Origin of the sequence: Fibrobacter succinogenes (assembly GCF_902779965.1) — a bacterium.
Taxonomy (GTDB): Bacteria; Fibrobacterota; Fibrobacteria; order Fibrobacterales; family Fibrobacteraceae; genus Fibrobacter; species Fibrobacter succinogenes_F.
The window spans coordinates 32,492-54,135 of record NZ_CACZDK010000035.1 but is presented as its reverse complement, the minus strand read 5'-3'; the positions used below and the strand labels follow the sequence as shown (position 1 = coordinate 54,135).

Here is a 21,644-nt window from a genome sequence, read left to right as displayed (position 1 = left end):
ACTGGTTGCGCGCATTCTTCAATGGCACTCCCCCGCGGCATTTCGAAAAAGCGCGGCTTTCACCGCGCGGCATCCCTACAAATCATTCCGATAAAATTATCGAATGAAATTGGTATAGACTTTCTGCTTGGCGTCCGGCTGCGTCACGCCAGCCTGTTTGCCCGCTTCTATGCTCTTGAGGAGCCATGCCATATTGCGGCCCAGTTCCTTCATAATTTGCACGCCTTCTTCGTCCTTCAACACATCTTCCGGATTCGAACCATGGACCATGTTCCAATAGCGCGAAGTCACCAGCGGCTGTTGCGCATAAGTTGGGTACTTGTTGAGCACATCAAGAGATGCTGTTGTACCAGCGCGGCGAGCCGAGACCACATTTGCTGCCGGCTTGAACAACAGATTTGCTTCCGCAATACCATAAAGTCGGTCAAGGAACATCAGCATTTCGCCACTCGGAGAGGCGTAATAAACCGGAGAACCGTAAACAACGCCGTCCGCCGATGCCAAGAGTTCCTTCGCTTCGTGGACAACTTCATTCACCTCGCCCTTGAGCACTCGCCCACCGACAAACACGATTTTCGTTTCGATTCCAGCGGCCTTGAGCTGGTTTGCGACGATGTTCAGAGCCGTATAAGTGCAGCCATTTTCGCGACGGCTGCCGTTAAACAAGATAACCTTCATTTTGCACCTCCGTTTTACAAAATATAATCATATTTATTTACAAGGTTATTATTCAACTTCTAAAAAAAATAAACAATTCATAAAGCGAATAAATTTATTCTATATTTTCATATCATTTTTATAGGAGAGGACTATGATTTTTCACAACTCAATTAAGAAGGATATATTTGTCACATTTGCAACATTCGCTTTATGCGCAACAACGGCAAATTCGGCAGAAACCCGCTACAAAGACCGCATGTTCACAGTCGAAAAGACTAAAGACATCGCTTTTGCAGCCGATGTTCCACACCTAAATTCACCTCATCCGCTGATGGATATGATTTACTCCAGTACTGGAGAATACATCTATTTCTACACTAGCGAAACCGATGTTGCAAACAAGCCTTTGTTGTTGGACCTTTACACGCCCAAGGGTGATACGGAAACGAACCGCGCTGTCGTCATTGTTAGTCATGGAGGCTCCATGGTCGCAGGAGCAAAAGACGACACCGACCAACAAACCGTAAACTTTTGCGATTCCCTTGCAGCACGAGGCTTTGTGACTGCGTCCATCCAGTATCGTCGCGGAGTTACAGTTTCTGGAACAGGCACGGACTTAAGCATCGACAGCGTCAATTTTGCACGTACCGTTTATCGCGGCGTACAAGACATTGGTGCAGCAGTCCGCTACATGCGCAAGAATGCATCAACGCTCGGCATTGACCCAAACCGCATTTACCTCATGGGCAATAGCGCTGGCGCCATCCTTTCTCTCGAAAATATTTACGCTCAAACCGAAGCGGATTTTCCTAGCTACATCAAAAAAGAAGGCGCACCAGAACTAGGCGTCATTGATCTTTATGGCGAACAAGGCTTTGATGCCCACGCTAACGGCGTCGTCGCTTTATGGGGTGGCATTCACAATCCAAACCTCATAGGCAACAACAATACTCCAGTATTCCTTGCCCACGGAACAGCCGATGCAACCGTTCTCTTCAAGACAGGTCGCCCTCTCAGCGGCGGAATCTCTATGAACGGCATGAAATTGAACGTCGAAACCCCAACACTTTACGGCAGCTTTGTCATCGACTCTATTTTAACCGCCCAAAACATCGAACACGAATCCTATTTTGTCGAAGGCGTTAAACACGAATTTTACGATAAAGACGAATACGAAACTCCGGTGAAGGAAAAGGTTTTCAATTTCCTTTACAAGCTAGCCTCGTCTACGGGCACAACCGCCATCAAATCGCGCACGTTTGCCCTCGCCCACCATTCTGCAATCCAAATGGACCATGGCAATTTGCGCTTTAGCGTCTCTCGCGAGAACAGCTTAAATTACAGCGTTGTTGACCTTCGTGGCCGTTCAACTTTAATTGGACGCGTCTCCGCCGGCGAATCCGTTGACTTGAGTTCTCTCCGCAATGGCGTTTACATGCTGAAAGTACAAGGCGAAAAAGTAATCCGCTTTAGCGTAAACAAGTAAAAATCAGTTTTGTTTACAAAAGTTTTCAAAAGGACTCCGCAAGGGGTCCTTTTTCAATACAGTCGATACAGAATATTTCACAAGCACATTTGAAAGCATTGGTAAGGCATCCAAACTAACTTATTTTTTGACTAGTGAGATAGGATGTTTGGTCGGTGCATGGGATGTTTTGTTGCATTAGATCACTTTGGTGCGTGGGATATTTTGGTGTGTGGGATGCTTTTGGTGCATGGGACCAACTTGGTGTGTGGGATGTTTTTATCGAATTCTCGTTGGAGGCATAATGAATATCAAGAAGACAGCAGTCAAGAGCGCCATTGTTGCAGCCGCCCTTACTGCAGCCGTTAGCGCTAAAAATTACAGCGGTGCTGAACTTTATACCAACGAAACTTGGAAGTATGGTAAGTTCGAAGCCCGTATGCAAATGGCTGCCGGCTCAGGAACTGTTAGTTCCATGTTTCTTTATCACAACGATTCTTATCTCGGCGGTAATGAACCCTGGGTCGAAGTGGATATAGAAATTTTGGGCAAGAATCCCAGCAGTTTCCAATCCAATATCATTACCGGCTTTGGCCCTGGAAACGGCCAGCCCGACCGCAAGGTGACTAGCGAAGATCACCACGCCATCAATCCAGCATCAAATCAGTCGTTCCACACATACGGCATGGAATGGACTCCCGATTACGTTGCTTGGATTTTGGACGGCAAAGTTGTCCGCAAGACAGTCAGGGGTCAGGGCGACAAAAATCAGGTGAATGATCTCGGCTTGAAACCGCAAGGTCTCCGTTTCAACTTGTGGTCTCACGAAGACGCAGGTTGGGTCGGCGCATGGAACGACAACATTCTGCCGGTTTATCAGTTCATCAACTGGGTAAAAGTCTATGAATATAAGCCGGGCGAAGGCGACAACGGCACAGACTTCAAACTCCTTTGGACCGATAATTTCGACACTTTCGACAATAACCGTTGGAGCAAGGGTGATTGGACATTCGATGGCAACCGCGTTGACATCAGCCCAAGCAACATCTTTACCAAGGATGGAATGGCCATCATCGCACTTACCAAAAAAGGCCAAGAAGGATTTAACGGACAGGTTCCAAAAGATAACGAACAAGCACCGGCATCTTCCAGCAGCATAGCTTCCAGTTCTTCTAGCGCACCGGCTTCTTCGAGCAGCGCAGTAGCATCATCCAGCAGCGAACAGATCATTCCGCCCAGTTCTTCGAGCGAAACGAATGCCATTCGCGCTGTCCGCACAACCCCGACTATTTCAAAGGACAACCGTGGACTTGTTAACGCCAAGGGCGCCAAGGTTTCACCAAACGGCCACAAGCGTTACCGCGTGAACTTTGAATACTAATCGTGGCTGTTTCTCTTATAATTCTCTTTATCGCAAAGGCCATGTGGTTTACTCCACATGGTTTTTTGTTAAATCCACAAAAATTATTGGATTTTCGCCAAATTTTTTGTTTTTTGACACAAAACTGTCAAATTACTTTTTGTATTTTTGATTCCGAAAATTCAAAAATAAAAATAGGATAATAATATGGCTTATTTGAATAAGGTTATGCTCATCGGTAACATTGGCAAAGATCCGGAAGTCCGTGTCAATCCTAATGGTGGTCGTAAGCGTGTTTCTTTTTCTCTTGCAACTTCTCGCCGCTATCGTGATAACAATGGCGAACAGAAAGAACAGACTGATTGGCACAACATTATTGGCTGGGGCAAAATAGCAGATATCGTAGAACAACTTGGTATTCGCAAGGGCATGAGCCTCTATGTTGAAGGTTCCCTCACCAACCGTAGCTGGACCGACCAGACTAGCGGTCAAAAGCGCTATGTCACCGAAATCAACATGGACACGTTCCAGCTCCTCACTCCGCGTGGTCAGGGCGGCGCCCCGGCAGCAGGCGGCTATAGCCAAGCTAACAGTTTCCAACCGAACAGCTTCAACGGAATGCAGCAAAACAGCGCTCCAGCCTATGACGCAGGCATGGCCGAAGAAGACGTCGATCTTCCGTTCTAATAAAAGACTCTCTGAATGAATCAAGGAATTGCAGAAATGACGCTTATCTATGCGTTGCCGCTTGGAATCTCGTTCGTAACGATATTCGCCACGGCAACGACCAGTGGGCGTAATACGAAAGTTGTCGGAGCTATTCTTTCAACTCTGACGATTATTATAGACTGCTTATTCTATTTCGTGAAAAATACCATCATCGTCCAAAATGTCGAGGGTGGTATTTTATTGTCGTTCTTTTTGCTTTTCCTGTTCGGTATTCTTTGCATGGTGCAAACCGAAGAATGGTCCGCTCGTGCACAGTACCTTCTCTTCTCGTTCTGCATGCTGACCGGCTGTATAGGAACGGCATGCTTTGAACGTCCGGCCCTGGTTCTTACATCATCCTATTCTCCAACCGAACTCGTTACGCATAACAAAAAGTACGAGGATTACATTTCGTCTTTTGATAATGCGTACAACGAAAATAAGGAACAGGGTAAAAATCAAGTCACTGCGCAAAACATCGATAAACAAATCGATTCTGTAGACGAAGACGATGTTGAACTCGCTCCTGAAGTGATGGACCGCCTTGATACTTATGCAGACAAGGCAGAATCTTTCGTAGACAAAATGTTTGACATCATGCGTGCCGTGAGTTCATTCGAACCCATGGAAGCCAATGCCGGCGAGATGGAACGCGAAAATCGCAGCCAACAGGCTCTTGCCATCAACAACAGGGCCACAACGCTGAACCGCAAGGCTATTGGGATTTTCCATCCGCTTGAAGCACGTGAAGCTCATACAGAACTTGTCCAAGCTTCAGAAACAATTCGCAGCGCGACCCACGTGTTGTACTCTTATTGCCTTTTGGAAGATCCAGAAGAAGCAAGGAAAAAATACGCACAGGCTCACGACTTGATTGTGATTGCAAAAAGGCATGTCGATAAATTCAACAAGATCATTCAAAATTTAAAAACGAACAATCAACCTCAACAATAAGTAAAAACAAAGGTTAAATCTATGATTCGTAACGTAGCGATCATGGGCGCCACCGGCGCAGTAGGTCAGGAACTCCTCAAGATTCTTGAACAACGTAACTTTCCGCTTCAGAACTTGAAGCTTCTCGCATCCGAACGCAGCGTCGGTCGCGAATATGAATTCAAGGGCGAAAAGCTCAAAGTGGAACTCACTTGCAAGGATGCTTTCAAGAACGTTGACCTCGTGCTCTCTTCTGCAGGCGCAAGCGTTTCCAAGGAATTCGCTCCTATCGCAGTTGATGCCGGCGCCGTCGTCGTTGACAACACGAGCTTCTTCCGCATGGATCCGAACGTTCCGCTCGTTGTCCCGGAAGTGAACCCGGAAGACATCAAGCTCCACAAGGGCATTATCGCTAACCCGAACTGCACGACCATCATGATGGTTGTCGCTCTCAAGCCGATCAACGACTTGAGCAAGATCAAGACTATCCACGTTTCCTCTTACCAGAGCGCAAGCGGTGCCGGTGCAACAGGCATGGCTGAACTCAAGCAGCAGTATCAGGAAATCGTCGAAGGCAAGCCGGTCACCGTGAAGAAGTTCGCACACCAGCTCGCTTACAACCTCATCCCGCACATTGACGTGTTCACCGACAACGGCTACACCAAGGAAGAGATGAAGATGTTCAACGAAACGCAGAAGATCATGCACAGCGACGTCCGCTGCGCTGCTACTTGCGTCCGCGTTTCTGCACTCCGCTGCCATTCCGAAGCCATCAGCTTCGAAACGGAACGCGCACTCTCTGTCGAAGAAGTCCGCAACGCTATCAAGAACGGCGAAGGCCTCCAGCTTTGCGACGATCCGGCAAACAACGTCTACCCGATGCCGCTTAACCTCATGGGCACGGATGATATCTACGTCGGTCGTATCCGTAAGGACCTCGCTTGCGACAACGGCATGAACATCTGGATTGTTGGCGACCAGATCCGCAAGGGTGCAGCCCTCAACGCCGTCCAGATTGCAGAACGCCTGTAATTGAGAATCGCGGGCATTCTCGCGATGACAATTTTCATTGTCGAGCCCGCGCAGTTCTACTGCACGGGTTTCTTTTTTCAAATGTTTAACGCACAAAAACAAGAACGCCTCCCATCCGGGAGGCGTTACTTTTTACACTGTTAAGCGTCAACTAGAAGCGGATCATAGCGCTGAAGTCGAGGAAGGTGCCATCAGCCTGGAAGAAGTTTCCAAGACCCGTGAAGAGCTTTTCGCCGAGACCGAGTTCAACAGCAAGGAAATCCTTGTACTGGTAACGGAAACCAACAGAAGCATTAACGGAGTTCATCACATCCATCATCCTGGAATAATCAGCGTCGTCATCCTTCATGTAACGGAAAACAACCCAGTCATAACCGACTTCTCCATAGAACATGAAGTTCTTGTTTTCGCCTAAGAAAACTTCACCAAGCATGCTCGGCTGGAGAACAGTGGTAAGAGCATAACGATCAAGCGGATCATCAAAGTGTCTGTAAGAAACGATTGCTGCAGCACCAAGGAGAATACGGGCATTTTCATTTTCAAGAACAGAAAGACCAGCGCGAATGTACGGATCAATTTCCCAGAAGGAATCTAAGCTATCATTATCAGCAACAACATCGTCATCAACTTCTCTTTCGCCATTGAAGCTAATAAATCTTGCACCAAGAGTCCAGGTAAAGTTCTTTGCCGTCGGAGCGTTGGTCAAGCTCAAGTTAACCGTGAGGCTATCGTAATGTTCTTCAGTTTCAGGACCGACATCCGGTTCTACGTGAATCTGATTCTTAACAGTAAGCCAGTCAACATCTGCAGCGATATTCATGCCCAAGAAACTCTTGGCAATAGATGCTGCCCAGTCATCACCACCAAAAGTTTTCGATCTTTTACCAGGCGCAACCACATCTTTTGGATTTCCTTCAACATTAATGTTACGTTTATTATCATTGGTGACTTTATCGCGACCAAGGCCTGCTCTAATATAGACACCGAAACCAGGAGCGGCATAACCAAGAGTAAGGCGACCGACTTCTTTTGGGGAGTCCGTAGAGTCCGCATGAGTAGCCTTGGAAATATCGAAAGCCGTAAAGAACGAGCCAAGGGAGAGAATTCCGAGTTTGTTCGTCGGTTCGATGTAGAAGAACTTACGGTTAGCAAACAAGTTCGGGTACGTGAGCAAAAGGTCCGTGTTGTTAGCAGCAGCCATATTGCTATGTCTGTTATAGGACTTGCCATGCAGAATAGCATTGAATGGGGAACGCTTGGATTCCTTCGGAATATCGGGTTTTACAAAAGCAACCGGAGAAGTCAGGCTTTCAGAAGAGGCGGCCTGTTCTTCCTGCTTCTGGAGTTCCTGTTCGCTCATGGAACGAGATTCAGAAGAGCCATCCTGAGCAAAGGCGAGACCGAAGCCTATAAGGCCAATGCCAAACATCGTTTTTATATTCATACGATTTCCTTATAATAAGTTTTTGAGGTTTATGCAATAATATAATATTTTTGCAACTAACCGCCAAGCGATTCCGGATTTAGGCACTTGAGTTCATCAACCACAAAAAGTCCATCTTTACGGATGAGTTTGTCGTCGAACCAAATTTCACCACCGCCGTATTCCGGACGCATAATCAGCACCAAGTCCCAATGGATAGCGGATTTGTTTCCGTTCGGAGCATCTTCGTAACACATGCCCGGCGTAAAGTGGATGCTCCCAGCAATTTTTTCATCGAACAGAATGTCGCACATCGGAGAAAGCACGAACGGATTGAAACCGATTGCAAATTCACCAACATAACGCGCGCCTTCATCCGTATCGAATATTGCGTTCAGGCTCTTGTTGTCACCTGTTTCGCATGTGGCTTCGACAATTTTACCCTGCTTGAAGACGAGGCGGATGTTGCTGAACTGCTTGCCTTCGTAAAGCGTCGGCGTGTTGTAATGGATAACGCCTTCGATGCTCCCCTGCACAGGCGCCGTATAAACTTCGCCATCGGGAATGTTCATGTTGCCGCAGCACGGCACCGCCGGAATGTCCTTGATGCTGAACGTGATGTCCGTATCCTGCGCAACAAGACGCACCTTGTTTGTCCTGTTCATGAGATTGACCAACGCCTGGGCAGCGCGCTGCATTTTCGGATAATCGGCAAGGCAAGCCTTGAAGTAAAAGTCTTCGAAAGCTTCCGTGCTCATCTTTGCGCCTTGAGCCATCGACGGGTTTGGCCAGCGGAGCACGCACCAACGCGTATTGTTCACGCGGTAATTCAAAACGTCTTGCGTGATGGTCCTGTATGCAAGCATTTTCTTATCGTCGATGTCGCAGTTTTCCATTGCGTTGTTCATGGCGCGGATGGAGAGATATGCTTGCATCTTCTTCATTTCATCCATAGCAAGTTCTGCCGAAAGTTTCATCTGTTCTTCGGATGCCGAGCGGATAACTTCGCGGCGGACACGGCTGTTGTAATTATGGACAAATGCATTGCCACCGGCTTTAGCGACAGCCTTGATAAGTTCAGTCGAAAGTTCGTCCGGTGTATCGGTCGTTTCGATTAAAATGTTTTCGCCAGCCTTGAGCGCTATAGCATTGTTAATCAAATTTTCTGCAAGTTGCGTAATGCGAGGATCCTTCATTCTTTACCCCATAAATTAAAATCACCGAAAGTCGGCGACAAAAATCGCCGACTTAAATTTAAAAATCTATTTGTCTTTATTCTACTCCAATCGCCATTTCATTACTCCGTAAAGGTAAATGGAATCGTCACTGTCGTATTACCCGATTTAATTACACCGAAAGTCCATTTAGCTACTGCATTCTTGATATCGCTATCGAATGCGCTGTAACCCGTTGTAGAAGAAACAAGAGCCATGTTTATAATTTCACCACCCGGCGCAATCGTAAACCTCAATGTGACCTTGCCCTGGAATCCCGGATTTTTCTTCAAGTGCTTATTGTAAATGTGACGAAGTCCAGGTGTTCTCTGACGCACAACTTTCATGATATCAGATGCAGAGCGGGATCCGCCACCAGCACCCATATCAATTTCATTTGGATTTGGCGCCTTAATATGACCTTTCATCGCCTTAGTTCCAAGAGGACCTGCTGAGCCACCGACTAAGCCACCGAGCGCATCGCCAATTCCTCCGGAACCACCAGCAAACGACCCTTCGTTGAATCCTGCATTTACAGGACCTCGACGTCCGCCAAGCTTTGTTGTTCCATGAGTCTGAAGGCCATTCACTTTTGAAAGAACCTTGTCAATGTCCTTCGCCGTTTTCTGATTCAGCGCAACAAAAGCATCGGCGGACGGATTATTTTTCAGAGCAGTCAGGATCTTGAGCACGCCTCGTTCGAGAGCAGCTTTCGGATTTCCTTTTCCACTCGGCTTTCCTCCACCACCTTGCCTTTTGCGATGATCCGGCGGAACAGTTTTATTCTTCTTTATATCAGGCTTTTTTTCATCCGTTTTTTTGACAGGATCTGCCATGGTTACTTTTGCGACGGTAATGCTATCTGGTGTATCAAACAACACTTCGTCGATTACTCGTTCATATGTCGTGGCCCAAAAGCCAAGAGCCAGTGCGACAATCAGCGATAAGCTTGCAATGCGCACCATTTTCTTGTCAGAATCAGGCATCAAGGATGCGATGAACGCGTCTTGTTTTTTATTTGTCGTTTTCATGATTTTATCCTCCCTTTGCAGGATTTTTGGATGTTTATGTTTTTTGGTATCAGCAAACCAACTACTCCGTGAGCGGAGCAATCCTTTTGCCGAATGGCAACATTTCGTAACAGGACTTTAAGGCAAGCCCTTTAATCGAACTGTTACGCGAAACTATCGCACGCTTTAACTACGCACTTGAGGTACGCAATTATCACGTTTGTATATAACAATGTCAGAAAATCTGTATCACCAAATAAGGGATATTATTTTGTTCAAACCGCTTACTTTTTTTATTCATTTATCAAAAGTAAGAAACAACCCGAACCCTTATCACACCCATAAAGTACCAATAAAAATTTCAAGAAAACAGCGCAAAATAGTAAAGAAAATTTCATACGACGCTTTGTAAACTTAGATAAAATAAGGCTTTGCGCGTAGTTATTGGGTTCGCGCTCAATTTTGAATTTTATCACAGCCCTTGAATTTTACAAAACTTAGCCCAGTGTAATTTATTCCAATTTGGAACGTATAGCCGCTTTGCGACAGTTAAGCGTTTTGAGTTGCTGAGGTTGCTTCGCAAAAGTTCCGAGTTTGAAGTTACTAGACTTTTTCAAACAAAAATCTTCTAGTAACTACTAACTATTAACTAGTAACTTTTATTCCCATCCACTACACAATCTTAAAACTTGACTATATTATTGCTATCATGAAACTTTTATCTACTCCTCCCGACTTAAATAAAATTGCGCGCCCGAACTGGATTGAGATCAATTTAGACGCCCTTTGTGAAAACATCAAGTTTATCAGAAGCCAAATTCCGGCTTCGACCAAGATTTTACTCCCCGTCAAGGCAGACTCTTACGGCCACGGAAGCCTCGCCTGCTCTTTTGCCGCCAAGTTCGGTGGTGCCGACTACCTTGGCGTAGCCCACATTAGCGAAGGCATGATTCTTCGCCAATATGGCATGGACTTGCCAATTCTAGTGTTGGGTCCTTGCACGCCCGCAGACTTCGCCTACTTTGTCGAATTCCAGCTCACGGCTGCCATTACCGACATCCGCACAGCAATGGCATTCGACCAATTCCTTGGCGAAACGGGAACCACCTGCAAGGCGCACCTCGCGATAGACACGGGCATGAACCGTTACGGCTTTGACGCCGAAGACTTCAACAACATTCGCGCGGCACTATCCCTCAAGCATTTGAAGTTCGAAGGAATGTTCACGCACCTTGCTACAGCCGACATGCCGGGCAATCCAAAAACAGAAGTTCAGATTCAACGTTTCTCCCGTCTCGTAGACGTTCTCGAAGCCGAAGGACTGCGCCCGGAAATCTGCCACTGCTCCAGTTCCGCAGGCACGCTCACACACCCCGAAAGCCACTTCGACATGGTGCGTCCGGGCCTTGCCCTTTACGGTTACAACTGCATGGGAGCAGCACCATCACCATGGCCGCTCAAGCCCGTCATGAAAATCAAGTCCACTATCCGCCACGTGCACGACGTGAAGCCCGGCGAAACAGTGAGCTACGGCGGTTACTGGGCAGCCCAACAGCTCACGCGCATTGCGACAATCGCCATCGGTTACGGTGACGGTTACCTCCGCGGCGAATACAACAAGGGATTTGTTTTTATCCGTGGACAGCTCTGCCCGATTCTCGGACGCGTGTGCATGGATGCGACAATGGTCGATGTAAGCCACATTCCAGATGTGCAAGTTGGCGAAACAGTTGATGTCGTAAACGGCGAACTCGACTTCCGCATTTCGATGGAAAGCGTTGCCGACGAACACCACACGATTCCATACGAACTAACAAGCCGCGTGGCACGCCGCCTGTACCGCAAGTATTACTGGAAAAACCGCCTTGTGCGCTGGGACTTCCTCAAGGAAGAATTCGGCGTACAGGAATACAAGGAATACCCCTTGCGCTAGGAGATATGCCGCATGGTATGAAGTTTGATGACCCGAAATTCACAAAGATAAGCCACCGGAATGTCTGGGGCGAATGGACCTTTATCTTCGAAGGATCTAAACTTTGTGGTCTAAAATTTCAGGAAAATACAGACGAAGTAAAAGCAACTCCGAGCAATGTTCAAGCATGCGCTTATGCAAGCCCAGACTCGGAATTGCAAATAAACAACCGCGTTCGCAACGCCTACCGTAAGGCTGTGAATGAACTTAATTTGTACCTCGCAGGCAAGCTCTGCGAGTTTTCTATTTCCATAAAAATCTACGGCACCGAGTTTCAGAAAAAAGTTCTCGAAGTCACGCGGCACATTCCTTACGGGAAAACCAGGACTTACAAGCAAGTCGCAATCGAGGTTGGTCATCCACAGGCGGTTCGCGCGGTCGGGAATGTATTGCACAACAATCCACTACAGGTGGTAATTCCTTGCCACCGCGTTATCGACAGCCGTGGGCACTTGAGCGGTTACGCGCTTGGAGTCGGCATAAAAAGAAGGCTCCTCTGCATGGAGGGAGCCTTACCGAATGAATTAATACTGGAATAAAAAAATTTACTGGATAAAGCACCTTTTAAACGCAAAAAGTACGTCAAACTATTTTATAAAAACCACTGATAAATAAATCCGACACATAATATCTCTTGTTTTCCCGAAAAGAGTTTATTAAAAAATGCCGCGAAACGAGGCGTCTTGTCTGCTTGAAAAAACAAGTATATATTTGGCAAAGATTTCCTAAAGGAGCTGAACATGGCGTTCGTAAACATCGGACAAAAATACGGTTTCGTTAGTATTGGAGACTATTTCCGCCCACAAATAGCAGAAGAAAAGCTCCGTACAGCGCAAGGGCTTTACGAAGACGGCGTCCCCATAGAAATTCTTATCAAAAGATTCAATCTCTCAGAAGAACAGATTCGAGGAAAATAACAAAACAGGCGGCTCAAAGGCCGCCTGATATCTTTCGTCCGTAGAATCTCAGTCCATTCTTTCGTCTAAACTATGCGCATTGGAGCGCGCCGATAATGTCATAGACTTGTGCTTCGATGCTCAAAAGCTCCATATCGTAATTAGGAGCCCATTCGAGGATCGGCACATTGTTGCTCTGAGCGTATTCACGGAATAGTCTTATATCGCCCACAGAATTGCTTAAAAGGACTGGACAAGTATTATTATGAACGTTCAAACCTTCAATAAGCTTGTCCGACTTGAAACCATAAGACATATTGAACACGAAATCGGCGTTAGCACAGGCTTCATCAATATCGGATAATTCGGAATTTGAATCGCAGGCAAATATTTCCCCGATTTCAATATTTCCGATGGCATTGACCACACCATCTTTCATTTCTTTAAGCATGGACAACAATCCATGCCCTAAAATTGTATCTGATCCCCATATCAAAACATTCATACACTCACCTTCTTAATTGTATTTCGTAATAAGAAACGCCATACAGAATATTACATTTTTATTACGCTTGAAATATATAGTAAAAATTTACATTCATTTGGGGAAATTGTCTAAAAAATTTGTACAAAAATTTGACAAATATCACATTTCGTAAAAAAAATCTCTGAAATTACTCTTATCCAGCGTGATTTGATATACAAATGTATAAAAAGCATATCGTAGAGAAAGTAAAAGCGTCGGCCAGGGTATTTTCTTCGCAGTAGCGTGCAAAACGAGTGTTGCGACGAGCTGCTTGCAGACCGGCATAACCGAGTGAAGCCGCTGACGCCGGAGGCGTCATCTCCGAGCTGGGGCCCCGCCCGCATAACGTACTTTTTGATTCTTGAAAAGAATAATTACTATATTTACGCGCGGATTTTAACCAAAACCCGCTTTTTTGCGGGATTAACAAAAGGAATAAACAATGTCCGAAAATCTCTCTGTACTGACCAAGGCCCGTCAGGCCTATCAGCCGAAGCTCCCGGTGTCCCTCAAGAATGGCGCCCTCAGCGTGAAGATTAACAAGGGTGCTGCTACGGAATCCGTTAGCGACCAGGCCAAGATCAAGGAACTCTTCCCGAACACTTACGGTCTTCCGGTTGTTCAGTTCGAAGCAGCCGAAGCCAAGGCTGGCAAGGCTCTCCGCATGGGCGTGGTTCTCTCTGGTGGCCAGGCTCCGGGTGGACATAACGTTATCGCCGGTATCTACGACGGCATCAAGTCCGTTTCCAAGGATTCCGTCCTTTTCGGTTTCCTCGGCGGTCCGAGCGGCCTCGAAAACGGCAAGTACATTGAAATTGACGACGCCAAGATGGACGCCTACCGCAACGCCGGTGGCTTCGACATGATCCAGTCTGGCCGTACCAAGCTCGAAACTGAAGAACAGTTCAACAAGTGCATCGCTGTTGCCAACAAGCTCGACCTCGACGCTATCGTTATCATCGGTGGTGACGACTCCAACACGAACGCTGCTGTTCTCGGTGAATACTTCCAGTCCAAGGGCGTCAAGACCTGCGTTTGCGGTTGCCCGAAGACCATCGACGGTGACTTGAAGAACGAATTCATCGAAACCTCTTTCGGTTTCGACACCGCTGTGAAGACCTACTCTGAACTCATCGGCAACATCATGCGCGATGCTAACTCCGCTCAGAAGTACTGGCACTTCATCAAGCTCATGGGCCGCTCTGCTTCCCATATCGCTCTCGAAGCCGCTCTCCAGACCCACCCGAACATCTGCCTTATCTCTGAAGAAGTCAAGGCAAAGCAGATGAAGCTCAAGGACGTGATCAACCAGGTTGCTGACGTTGTTTACGCTCGTGCAGCTCAGGGCAAGAACTTCGGTGTCGCCCTCATTCCGGAAGGCCTCCTCGAATTCATCCCGGACGTTGGTGTCCTTATCTCTGAACTTTCTGAAGCCCTCGCCCACCACGAAGCCGAAGTCGAAGGTCTCGACACGGCTGCTAAGGTCGAAAAGCTCTGCGCATGGGTCAGCGCTGAATCCGCTGAAGTCCTCAAGAGCCTCCCGGCTGGCATCCAGGCCCAGCTCATGCTCGAACGCGACAGTCATGGCAACGTTCAGGTTTCCCTCATCGAAACTGAAAAGCTCATCATCGAAATGGTCAAGAAGGAACTCAAGAACCGTGGTGACTTCAAGGGCAAGTTCTCTGCTCTCAACCACTTCTTCGGTTACGAAGGCCGTTGCGCAGCTCCGTCCAACTTCGACGCTGACTACTGCTACAGCCTCGGCTTTGCAGCATCCGTTCTCGCCCTCAATAACATGAACGGCTACATGAGCTCTGTTCGCAACGTCACCAAGGGTATCGAAAACTGGGTCGCTGGCGGCCTTCCGATTACCATGATGATGAACATCGAACGCCGTCACGGTGCAGACAAGCCGGTTATCCGCAAGGCTCTCGTTGAACTCGATGGCCCGATGAGCGCTCCGTTCAAGTACTTCGCCGCTCGCCGCGACGAATGGGCTAAGACTGAATCCTACACCTACCCGGGTCCGATCCAGTACTGGGGTCCGAGCGAAGTTTGCGATATCACGAACTTCACGATCAAGCTCGAACGCGGTGCTATGAAGTAATTTTTACTTCAAAACGCTTTCAAAAAATAAAATACTCCTGGCTTTCGCTGGGAGTATTTTTATTGTATATTAAGAAGAATCACAATCAACAAAAGGTGTCAAAAAATGGCTTGTGCAAATTGCAAAATCCGCGCACAATACGACAAAAGCCCCAAGTCGCTGATTGGACGCATTTGGCGATTCCATATAAACTTTTGCCCTGGCTGGAAGAACTATCTCAAGAACCTTTCAGAAGAAGAACGCATCGCTATCAAGGAAAAGTACAACTTAAAGTAAAAGAAAAATGGCGGGCAAAACCCGCCACTTCCTACTGTCTACTTTGTGCTTTCGCTTTGCTCAAGCACCAAATGCTAGGCTCGGAAATAGGCTTGCAAGCAATCCTGCTTCACTCGCCCTACGCATTTGTCTACCGTCTACTTCCTACTTCTAACTTCCTACCCCTTATTCCCTTCGCTAGTGCTCAGCAGATAAGCGTCGATGAACGGGCGGATTTTTCCGTCGAGCACGCCTGCGGTATCCGAGGTTTCCACGCCAGTGCGCAAGTCCTTGACCATCTGGTATGGCTGCAACACGTAGCTGCGGATTTGGCTACCCCATTCGACCTTTTTCTTCTCGGCCATGCGAGCATCGCGCTTCGCTTCTTCTTCCAAGCGGTAGTGTTCAGCGACCATGGTCTTGAGCATTTTATAGCAGGTTTCGCGGTTCTGGATCTGCGAACGTTCCGTCTGGCAGCTCGCCATGATGCCTGTCGGCAAGTGGGTCATACGCACTGCGGAATCGGTCTTGTTGATGTACTGACCACCTGCACCGCTACTGCGGTATGTATCGACGCGCACTTCGGACATGTCCAAATCAAATTCGATATCTTCATGTTCCGGGTACAAATAAACAGCAGTAAAGCTCGTATGGCGGCGAGCGTTGGCATCAAACGGGCTGATACGCACCAAGCGGTGAACGCCAATTTCCGAACGCAGCAATCCGTATGCGTTTTCGCAAGTGACTTCGATCGTTGCACTCTTGAGGCCTGCATCTTCTGCTTCCTGAAAATCCACCACCTTGAAGTCCATGTTTTCGCGTTCAAAGAAATGTGTGTACATGCGGAAAAGCATGAGCGCCCAGTCCTGGGATTCTGTGCCGCCTGCACCCGGATGGATAGACATGAGGCATGCACAGGCGTCATCCGGCCCGTTCAGCATTTTCTTGAACTCCATCTTCTCCACACGCGCCCTGAGTTCCGCGATATCGGATTCGAGCGTTGCGGTAAGGTCCGCCGATTCCTCATCCTTGCTCATTTCATAAAGTTCAGCAAGGTCATCGCACGTTTGGGAAACTTCTTTCCAGGAATCAAGGAGCCCCTTGAGGTTCCCAATCTTCTTCATCATTGCCTGCGCCTTCTCCTGATCATTCCACAGGTTCGGGTCGCCGGAATCTTTTTCAAGGACGTAGAGTTCTTCGGTCTTTGCTTCTAAGTCAAAGATACCCCCAGAGTTTATCTATGCGACTGCGCAATTCGATAAGCCCGGTATGAGTTGTATTGAATGCCATTTACATCTCCATTTTTCAAATTTTTTTCATCTTCCAGAACAAAAGAGGATGCCGTTCAGCATCCTTTGGGTAATGGGGTCGCACCGTTGGTGCTTTGAGGTCGTTTCGCTTTGAGGGTTAAACCCCAAAGGCACTTCGTGCCGAGCTCATACCTCAAAGGTTGCCGTAGGCGACCGCCCTCATAGCTCTAAATTACTTAGCAGCGCCGATGGCCTGAGGCGGTTCGTACTTCTTGTCGAGGTACTGCACCTTGTAGGTCTTGCCAAGTTCGTCGAGGTAAGCCTTGAGCTTAGCCTGGCGTTCCTGTTCACGCTGCACGCGCAAAATGTAATCGATCTGGTGTCTGTAGCTTTCAAACTTGCCGTCATTCTTTTCGGTAAGCATGAAGATAGAAACGCCATCATTTTCGGTGATGACTTCAGAGATTTCACCAACCTTGATTTTGCCAACAGCCTTAGCAAAAGCAGCACTCTTGGACTTAGCGACAAACTTATTCATGATGCCGCCAGTCTTCTTTGCTTCCTTGTCGTCGCTATAGATAGCAGCGAGCTGAGCAAAAGTTGCCTTCTTAGAGCGAACCTGAGCAGCAAGACCCTTCAACATGTCCTTGGCATCGCTGATTTCCTGAGCGCTCTTACCCTTGGTGGAGATGAAGATACGTGCACCGCTGATGGTGTCGTTGATAGCAACCTTAGACTGGTTGAGCTGCCAGAATGCTTCGAGATCCTTTTCGGTCGGGTCCTTCGGATACGGAACCTTCTTCACGAGGATTTCTTCGCTCTTGAGCTGGTCTTCAATCTTTTCCTTGAACTGCTTCATCGTCGTGTTAGACTTCTTGAGTTCTTTCTGGAAAGCGTCTTCGCTCGGGAACTGCTTCTTGAAGAGGTTGGTCAAGCTGTCAACCTTAGAAGCAGAGACCTTGATACCCATCTTCTTAGCTTCGAGCTTTATGAGTTCCTGACCCACGAGATTATCTACAACCGCATAGCGAAGTTGAGTCATCATTTCATCAGACAACTTCTGACCCGGAGCCTGCTGTTGGCCGAGCATGGTTGCAAGGCTATCAATCTTACCACCAGAAATACCAGTCTTTTCGACGCGAATAACGTCGAGGCTCTTCGAATTCATCAATTGAGCAGAGGCAATGCCGGCAGTCAGGAGCACGGCAGCAGCACCACGAGAAATAAGTTTAAGAGACATTATTTATCCTTTTATAAAAATTCAAGGGTTTTAAAATTCAAGGGTTAATATAGAAAACTTACAACGCGCGAGCGTATCATCAGCGTGATTTTACGCAAACAAAACAATGTTCTTACAGAAAATTGAATGTACGGCTTGTTTTTGCTAAATTATTGCACATGAAAAAAATAAAAGTATATACGCTGCAAGGTAAATGGACTGGGGATTTCGATTCCAACAACAAGTGGTATAAGGACGAAGCTCTCAAGCTCAAAGGTAAAGATATTGACCTTTTGGTTCTCCCGGAACTATTCCACACTCCGTACTTCCCGTTCGAGGAAAATGCGGACTTTTTTGACCTTGCTATCGAAAAAGATCATCCGATTGTCGCCGAATGGCAGGCCATCGCCAAGGAACTGAACGCCGTTGTCGTGTTCCCGTTCTTCGAAAAGCGCGCTCGCGGTATTTACCACAACTCGGCATTCGTGTTCGAACGCGATGGAAGCATCGCTGGCCTTTACCGCAAGAGCCACATTCCTGATGATCCGGCTTTCTACGAAAAGTATTACTTTATTCCGGGCGACACCGGTTTTGAACCGATTAAGACAAGCGCTGGCACGCTCGGCGTGCTCATTTGCTGGGACCAGTGGTTCCCCGAAGCCGCTCGAATCATGAGTTTGAAGGGTGCCGATGTATTAATTTATCCGACCGCTATTGGTTGGATGGATTCTGAGCCGAAGGAAATCTACCCGCGTCAGCAAGACAGCTGGATGACCGTGATGCGTGGCCATGCCATTGCAAACCGCACGTTTGTTATTGCAGCAAACCGCTCGGGCGTCGAAGGCCACCTCACGTTCTGGGGCACAAGTTTTGTCGCTGCACCGGACGGTTACATTTTGCAAAAGTGCGATCCTGAATTTTTGGGAGCAAGTTACGTCGAACTCGACCTTGCCGAAACCGAGGAAAATCGCCGCTGGTGGCCGCATTTCCGCGACAGACGCGTGGACTTGTACAAGGACATTTTAAAAATTTGGGCAGACTAGAGCGGCGGAGCCGCAGTAGGAAGTAGACGGTAGGAAGTAGACAGTGATAGTCATTCTCGACTAAGCGTAGCGCAGGAGGGAATCCATACATGAAACGGAAATATTTATGGATCCCGTCGCTACGCTCCAGGATGACAAGTCTCTAAGCAAATAAAAAAGGAATTTAATCCATGACGAAAAATTCTATTCGTTATCCGGCGGAATGGGAAAAGCAGAGCGCTACATGGCTAGCATTCCCGCATAACAAGACGAACTGGTATGGTGAACGCGGCATCAATATCCGCAAGTTCTACGTAGAACTTATCCGTAACATCACGGAATTCCAGCCGGTGAACTTATTGCTCCCCGCCAAAAACTTCTTGACCGACGAAGAAAAGGCGGCTCTCGCCAATCGTCCGTTCCCGGTGAACTTCATCGTCATCAAGACGAACGATATCTGGATTCGCGACTACGGTCCGTTCTTTATGAAGAAGGGCGACAAGAAGGTTGTCACTGAAACGCAGTTTAACGCCTGGGGCGCCAAGTTCCCGCCATGGGGACTCGACAACGCCATCCCGCAAAAAATTGCCGAAAAGCAAGGACTCCCGCTCAACGAAAGCGTTCCGTTCATTTTTGAAGGCGGCGCTATTGAAGTCAACGGTGACGGTCTCGGAATCACGACCGAAGATTGCCTCGTCGGCAAGAACCGCAATGATGAAAAGGACTTGAAGAAAGTCGTGAAGGCTCTTTGCAAGGCCTTTGGCCTCAAGGAATTGCTCGTGCTCCCGCACGGTTTGCATGGCGACCACACGGACGGCCACATCGATAACGTCGCACGATTCGTGGAAAAAGACCGCGTTGTCATGTGCATGACCGACAACAAGCGCTCCCCGAACTACGCGATTTTGACCGAAGCCAAACAGTTCATCGAAAGCTGGCTCAAGGATCATTACGAAAACGCCAAGGTCGATACGCTCCCGCTCCCACCGCAGCGCGTGCTCGATGACGGCCAGATTCTCCCGGCATCGTATATGAACTACATATACGTGAACGGAGGACTCATCTTCCCGAAATACAAGAGCCCGAACGATGCAAAGGCCAAGAGCTATTTCGAAAGCGTATATCCAGACCGCAAGGTGATAGGCATTGATTGCCGCACCGTGATTGAAGAAGGCGGCAGTCTCCACTGCATGAGCAAGCATGAGAATGATTAGACGAAAGAACGCCGCAATGCGGCTATAGACGAGAGACGAAAGAAAATAAGAACTATAGCAATCATATCTCTCGTCTTTGCTCTTCAAGCCAAGACAGGTCGGCTCAGCAATGTATACGCAAGCGTATCCATTGCATTCGCCTCTCTCGTCTTTCGTCTACCAGCGAAGCGGTCTCTCGTCTATTTTTTCCTTGCTTTTGCGATGGCTTCTTTCGCTAGTTTATCTACAAGTTCATTCCATTTAACGCCTGTATGGGCGGCCACTTTTTCAAACTGAACGCGGTGCAAGTACGGCTTGGCCGCTTTTACGTACATTTGGGCAATATTACTCTTGGCTTGCCATTCGCCCTTGGCCCAACGCGCTATGCCTTCGTAGTCATGGCAAATCACGCCGTTTATATCGTGCGCATCGAGCCATCTCATCGCCTGGAATGATGCCATCACTTCACCATCAATATTGCGGCTTTCTGCATCGAATGCGGTTATTCCAGAACCTCGCGCAAGTTCTTTATCGTCTTCAGTTACAACAAAAGCCCATCCCGCAGGGCCAAAGCCTGGAGAAAATGATCCATCAACAAATACACGGATTCCATCAGGAGCGGGCGCTTCCATCCCATCAAGCCACGCTTGCGCTTCTTCGCGGGAACCGAAGGATTTGAACAAAACACCTTTAACTCCGTGAGTCAGTTTTTCACATTCGGTCCACGTGGTCACGATTTTCTTTTCATTTTCGCTTTTAACAGCATAGAACTTTTGTTTAGGCATGGCGCAAATTTATATATTTTTATCGAAATAAAAAATAGGAGTTCCTTTGTTTTCTTCGCAGTATTTCGCCGACGACAAACAATATTATGCAATGCGCTTACTTTGCAGACCATTGCTGTATCGCTGGTTTGCGTATAAGGCTGGTCCAATCAAGAACACAAAGGCTTTTTCGTTTCCAAAGTCGCTACAAGAACACGAAAAAACGCTGTTCTTTATGCCCGAGGACAAAAAAATTGCAAAGGTCATTCTGGACGAACTTCCCAAAGAAAGTTTCAAGTCCATTCTATTCATTGCCCACGGCGATCTAGAGATTCTGTTACAAAAGAAAAAAGCAAACGCCTCTTACTACACCGATAAAGGTTGCCGCTACGGGGAATCTATTTTCGAAAAGCTAGAATCCCAAATAAAAGCGTTTGAACCTCTCGCCTGTGTCTACATTGGACCTTACAAGCCGCAATTTTTGTACCTCGCTTTAGTCAGCGGAGCTTCGCTGCGCGTTGGATTCGATTGCGTTCGTGAATACCCGTTCTTAAACATCAGTCTGCATACGCTCAAGACAATTTCACCAGCAAGGATGATGGCTCGCTATTTTACAAAGGATAACGGGGAATAGC

Annotated in this window: 21 protein-coding genes; 13 read left to right on the top strand and 8 right to left on the bottom strand. The window is 47.5% G+C overall.

All coding sequences use genetic code 11. The features are described 5' to 3' along the window. Window positions 1-96: 96 nt before the first annotated feature. Window positions 97-678: a flavodoxin family protein gene (locus HUF13_RS14160; protein ID WP_173387487.1), complete on the bottom strand. Its 582-nt coding sequence runs from the start codon at window positions 676-678 to the stop codon at window positions 97-99. 133 nt (window positions 679-811) lie between these two features. On the opposite strand from HUF13_RS14160, the gene HUF13_RS14155 reads away from it, so the two are divergent. The 5 genes from HUF13_RS14155 to HUF13_RS14135 all read left to right on the top strand — a co-directional run bounded on the left by HUF13_RS14155 (window position 812) and on the right by HUF13_RS14135 (window position 6,158). Then, entirely contained in the window at window positions 812-2,146 is a 1,335-nt protein-coding gene (locus tag HUF13_RS14155; RefSeq protein ID WP_173475729.1) for a carboxylesterase family protein, read from the top strand. 283 nt (window positions 2,147-2,429) lie between these two features. After that, window positions 2,430-3,506 (top strand): family 16 glycosylhydrolase, encoded by a 1,077-nt coding sequence (locus HUF13_RS14150; RefSeq protein WP_173475728.1) that lies wholly within the window; start codon window positions 2,430-2,432, stop codon window positions 3,504-3,506. A 186-nt stretch (window positions 3,507-3,692) separates the two neighbouring features. Beyond that, a complete protein-coding gene (locus tag HUF13_RS14145) occupies window positions 3,693-4,172 on the top strand; it encodes a single-stranded DNA-binding protein (RefSeq protein ID WP_173475727.1) in 480 nt (159 codons plus the stop codon). Window positions 4,173-4,187: 15 nt separating this feature from the next. Further along, on the top strand, window positions 4,188-5,147 hold the full coding sequence (locus HUF13_RS14140) for a hypothetical protein (RefSeq protein WP_173475726.1): 960 nt from the start codon (window positions 4,188-4,190) through the stop codon (window positions 5,145-5,147). A 21-nt stretch (window positions 5,148-5,168) separates the two neighbouring features. Next, window positions 5,169-6,158, top strand: coding sequence for an aspartate-semialdehyde dehydrogenase (locus HUF13_RS14135; protein WP_088639785.1), 990 nt, complete (start codon window positions 5,169-5,171; stop codon window positions 6,156-6,158). A gap of 151 nt (window positions 6,159-6,309) precedes the next feature. On the opposite strand, the gene HUF13_RS14130 is transcribed toward HUF13_RS14135, so the two are convergent. From HUF13_RS14130 to HUF13_RS14120, 3 genes are all read right to left on the bottom strand, one after another. Next, window positions 6,310-7,602, bottom strand: a complete 1,293-nt coding sequence (locus HUF13_RS14130; RefSeq protein WP_173475725.1) for a hypothetical protein — start codon at window positions 7,600-7,602, stop codon at window positions 6,310-6,312. A 56-nt stretch (window positions 7,603-7,658) separates the two neighbouring features. Continuing rightward, entirely contained in the window at window positions 7,659-8,777 is a 1,119-nt protein-coding gene (locus HUF13_RS14125; RefSeq protein WP_173475724.1) for an aminopeptidase, read from the bottom strand. A gap of 101 nt (window positions 8,778-8,878) precedes the next feature. Beyond that, entirely contained in the window at window positions 8,879-9,826 is a 948-nt protein-coding gene (locus tag HUF13_RS14120) for an AgmX/PglI C-terminal domain-containing protein (protein WP_173475723.1), read from the bottom strand. Between the two features lie 688 nt (window positions 9,827-10,514). Between HUF13_RS14120 and alr the strand changes: the two genes are divergently transcribed. From alr to HUF13_RS14105, 3 genes are all read left to right on the top strand, one after another. Beyond that, on the top strand, window positions 10,515-11,738 hold the full coding sequence (alr, locus tag HUF13_RS14115; protein ID WP_173475722.1) for an alanine racemase: 1,224 nt from the start codon (window positions 10,515-10,517) through the stop codon (window positions 11,736-11,738). Window positions 11,739-11,743: 5 nt separating this feature from the next. Then, window positions 11,744-12,316, top strand: coding sequence for a methylated-DNA--[protein]-cysteine S-methyltransferase (locus tag HUF13_RS14110; RefSeq protein WP_304039214.1), 573 nt, complete (start codon window positions 11,744-11,746; stop codon window positions 12,314-12,316). A gap of 201 nt (window positions 12,317-12,517) precedes the next feature. Beyond that, the gene (locus HUF13_RS14105; protein ID WP_173475721.1) at window positions 12,518-12,694 is read left to right on the top strand and encodes a hypothetical protein; all 177 of its coding nucleotides are present in this window, start codon (window positions 12,518-12,520) and stop codon (window positions 12,692-12,694) included. 70 nt (window positions 12,695-12,764) lie between these two features. Here the strand turns inward: HUF13_RS14105 and HUF13_RS14100 are convergent, their stop codons facing one another. Then, a complete protein-coding gene (locus tag HUF13_RS14100; RefSeq protein ID WP_304039213.1) occupies window positions 12,765-13,124 on the bottom strand; it encodes a hypothetical protein in 360 nt (119 codons plus the stop codon). 517 nt (window positions 13,125-13,641) lie between these two features. Here HUF13_RS14100 and HUF13_RS14095 point away from each other — a divergent pair. Then, on the top strand, window positions 13,642-15,306 hold the full coding sequence (locus HUF13_RS14095) for a diphosphate--fructose-6-phosphate 1-phosphotransferase (protein ID WP_173387473.1): 1,665 nt from the start codon (window positions 13,642-13,644) through the stop codon (window positions 15,304-15,306). A gap of 105 nt (window positions 15,307-15,411) precedes the next feature. Beyond that, window positions 15,412-15,582, top strand: a complete 171-nt coding sequence (locus HUF13_RS14090; RefSeq protein WP_173475719.1) for a hypothetical protein — start codon at window positions 15,412-15,414, stop codon at window positions 15,580-15,582. Between the two features lie 158 nt (window positions 15,583-15,740). Here HUF13_RS14090 and prfB read toward each other — a convergent pair. Together prfB and HUF13_RS14080 are read right to left on the bottom strand one after the other, a co-directional pair. Beyond that, window positions 15,741-16,851, bottom strand: a protein-coding gene (gene prfB / locus HUF13_RS14085; RefSeq protein ID WP_173475718.1) for a peptide chain release factor 2 whose coding sequence is annotated in 2 segments (ribosomal slippage) — window positions 15,741-16,778 and window positions 16,780-16,851 — 1,110 coding nt in all. Because the reading frame shifts where the segments join, the coding sequence is not laid out codon by codon here. A 192-nt stretch (window positions 16,852-17,043) separates the two neighbouring features. Beyond that, window positions 17,044-18,051, bottom strand: a complete 1,008-nt coding sequence (locus HUF13_RS14080) for a peptidylprolyl isomerase (protein ID WP_173475717.1) — start codon at window positions 18,049-18,051, stop codon at window positions 17,044-17,046. Between the two features lie 158 nt (window positions 18,052-18,209). Here HUF13_RS14080 and HUF13_RS14075 point away from each other — a divergent pair, with 158 nt between their 5' ends. Next, on the top strand, window positions 18,210-19,073 hold the full coding sequence (locus HUF13_RS14075) for a carbon-nitrogen hydrolase (RefSeq protein ID WP_173475716.1): 864 nt from the start codon (window positions 18,210-18,212) through the stop codon (window positions 19,071-19,073). Between the two features lie 170 nt (window positions 19,074-19,243). Further along, complete coding sequence (locus HUF13_RS14070) at window positions 19,244-20,266, top strand: agmatine/peptidylarginine deiminase (RefSeq protein ID WP_173475715.1); 1,023 nt, start codon at window positions 19,244-19,246, stop codon at window positions 20,264-20,266. Window positions 20,267-20,445: 179 nt separating this feature from the next. On the opposite strand, the gene HUF13_RS14065 is transcribed toward HUF13_RS14070, so the two are convergent. Further along, window positions 20,446-21,030 carry a viroplasmin family protein gene (locus HUF13_RS14065; RefSeq protein ID WP_173475714.1) on the bottom strand — a complete coding sequence of 195 codons (585 nt, stop codon included), beginning with the start codon at window positions 21,028-21,030 and terminating at the stop codon, window positions 20,446-20,448. A 46-nt stretch (window positions 21,031-21,076) separates the two neighbouring features. Here HUF13_RS14065 and HUF13_RS14060 point away from each other — a divergent pair, with 46 nt between their 5' ends. Then, window positions 21,077-21,643, top strand: coding sequence for a hypothetical protein (locus HUF13_RS14060; RefSeq protein WP_304039211.1), 567 nt, complete (start codon window positions 21,077-21,079; stop codon window positions 21,641-21,643). Window position 21,644 lies beyond the last annotated feature (1 nt).

What these genes read in the sequence shown, in the direction of transcription:
- HUF13_RS14160 (WP_173387487.1), bottom strand. Translation starts at nt 678, where the DNA reads ATGAAGGTTATCTTGTTTAACGGCAGCCGTCGCGAAAATGGCTGCACT.
- HUF13_RS14155 (WP_173475729.1), top strand. Translation starts at nt 812, where the DNA reads ATGATTTTTCACAACTCAATTAAGAAGGATATATTTGTCACATTTGCA.
- HUF13_RS14150 (WP_173475728.1), top strand. Translation starts at nt 2,430, where the DNA reads ATGAATATCAAGAAGACAGCAGTCAAGAGCGCCATTGTTGCAGCCGCC.
- HUF13_RS14145 (WP_173475727.1), top strand. Translation starts at nt 3,693, where the DNA reads ATGGCTTATTTGAATAAGGTTATGCTCATCGGTAACATTGGCAAAGAT.
- HUF13_RS14140 (WP_173475726.1), top strand. Translation starts at nt 4,188, where the DNA reads ATGAATCAAGGAATTGCAGAAATGACGCTTATCTATGCGTTGCCGCTT.
- HUF13_RS14135 (WP_088639785.1), top strand. Translation starts at nt 5,169, where the DNA reads ATGATTCGTAACGTAGCGATCATGGGCGCCACCGGCGCAGTAGGTCAG.
- HUF13_RS14130 (WP_173475725.1), bottom strand. Translation starts at nt 7,602, where the DNA reads ATGAATATAAAAACGATGTTTGGCATTGGCCTTATAGGCTTCGGTCTC.
- HUF13_RS14125 (WP_173475724.1), bottom strand. Translation starts at nt 8,777, where the DNA reads ATGAAGGATCCTCGCATTACGCAACTTGCAGAAAATTTGATTAACAAT.
- HUF13_RS14120 (WP_173475723.1), bottom strand. Translation starts at nt 9,826, where the DNA reads ATGAAAACGACAAATAAAAAACAAGACGCGTTCATCGCATCCTTGATG.
- alr (WP_173475722.1), top strand. Translation starts at nt 10,515, where the DNA reads ATGAAACTTTTATCTACTCCTCCCGACTTAAATAAAATTGCGCGCCCG.
- HUF13_RS14110 (WP_304039214.1), top strand. Translation starts at nt 11,744, where the DNA reads ATGCCGCATGGTATGAAGTTTGATGACCCGAAATTCACAAAGATAAGC.
- HUF13_RS14105 (WP_173475721.1), top strand. Translation starts at nt 12,518, where the DNA reads ATGGCGTTCGTAAACATCGGACAAAAATACGGTTTCGTTAGTATTGGA.
- HUF13_RS14100 (WP_304039213.1), bottom strand. Translation starts at nt 13,124, where the DNA reads ATGCTTAAAGAAATGAAAGATGGTGTGGTCAATGCCATCGGAAATATT.
- HUF13_RS14095 (WP_173387473.1), top strand. Translation starts at nt 13,642, where the DNA reads ATGTCCGAAAATCTCTCTGTACTGACCAAGGCCCGTCAGGCCTATCAG.
- HUF13_RS14090 (WP_173475719.1), top strand. Translation starts at nt 15,412, where the DNA reads ATGGCTTGTGCAAATTGCAAAATCCGCGCACAATACGACAAAAGCCCC.
- HUF13_RS14080 (WP_173475717.1), bottom strand. Translation starts at nt 18,051, where the DNA reads ATGTCTCTTAAACTTATTTCTCGTGGTGCTGCTGCCGTGCTCCTGACT.
- HUF13_RS14075 (WP_173475716.1), top strand. Translation starts at nt 18,210, where the DNA reads ATGAAAAAAATAAAAGTATATACGCTGCAAGGTAAATGGACTGGGGAT.
- HUF13_RS14070 (WP_173475715.1), top strand. Translation starts at nt 19,244, where the DNA reads ATGACGAAAAATTCTATTCGTTATCCGGCGGAATGGGAAAAGCAGAGC.
- HUF13_RS14065 (WP_173475714.1), bottom strand. Translation starts at nt 21,030, where the DNA reads ATGCCTAAACAAAAGTTCTATGCTGTTAAAAGCGAAAATGAAAAGAAA.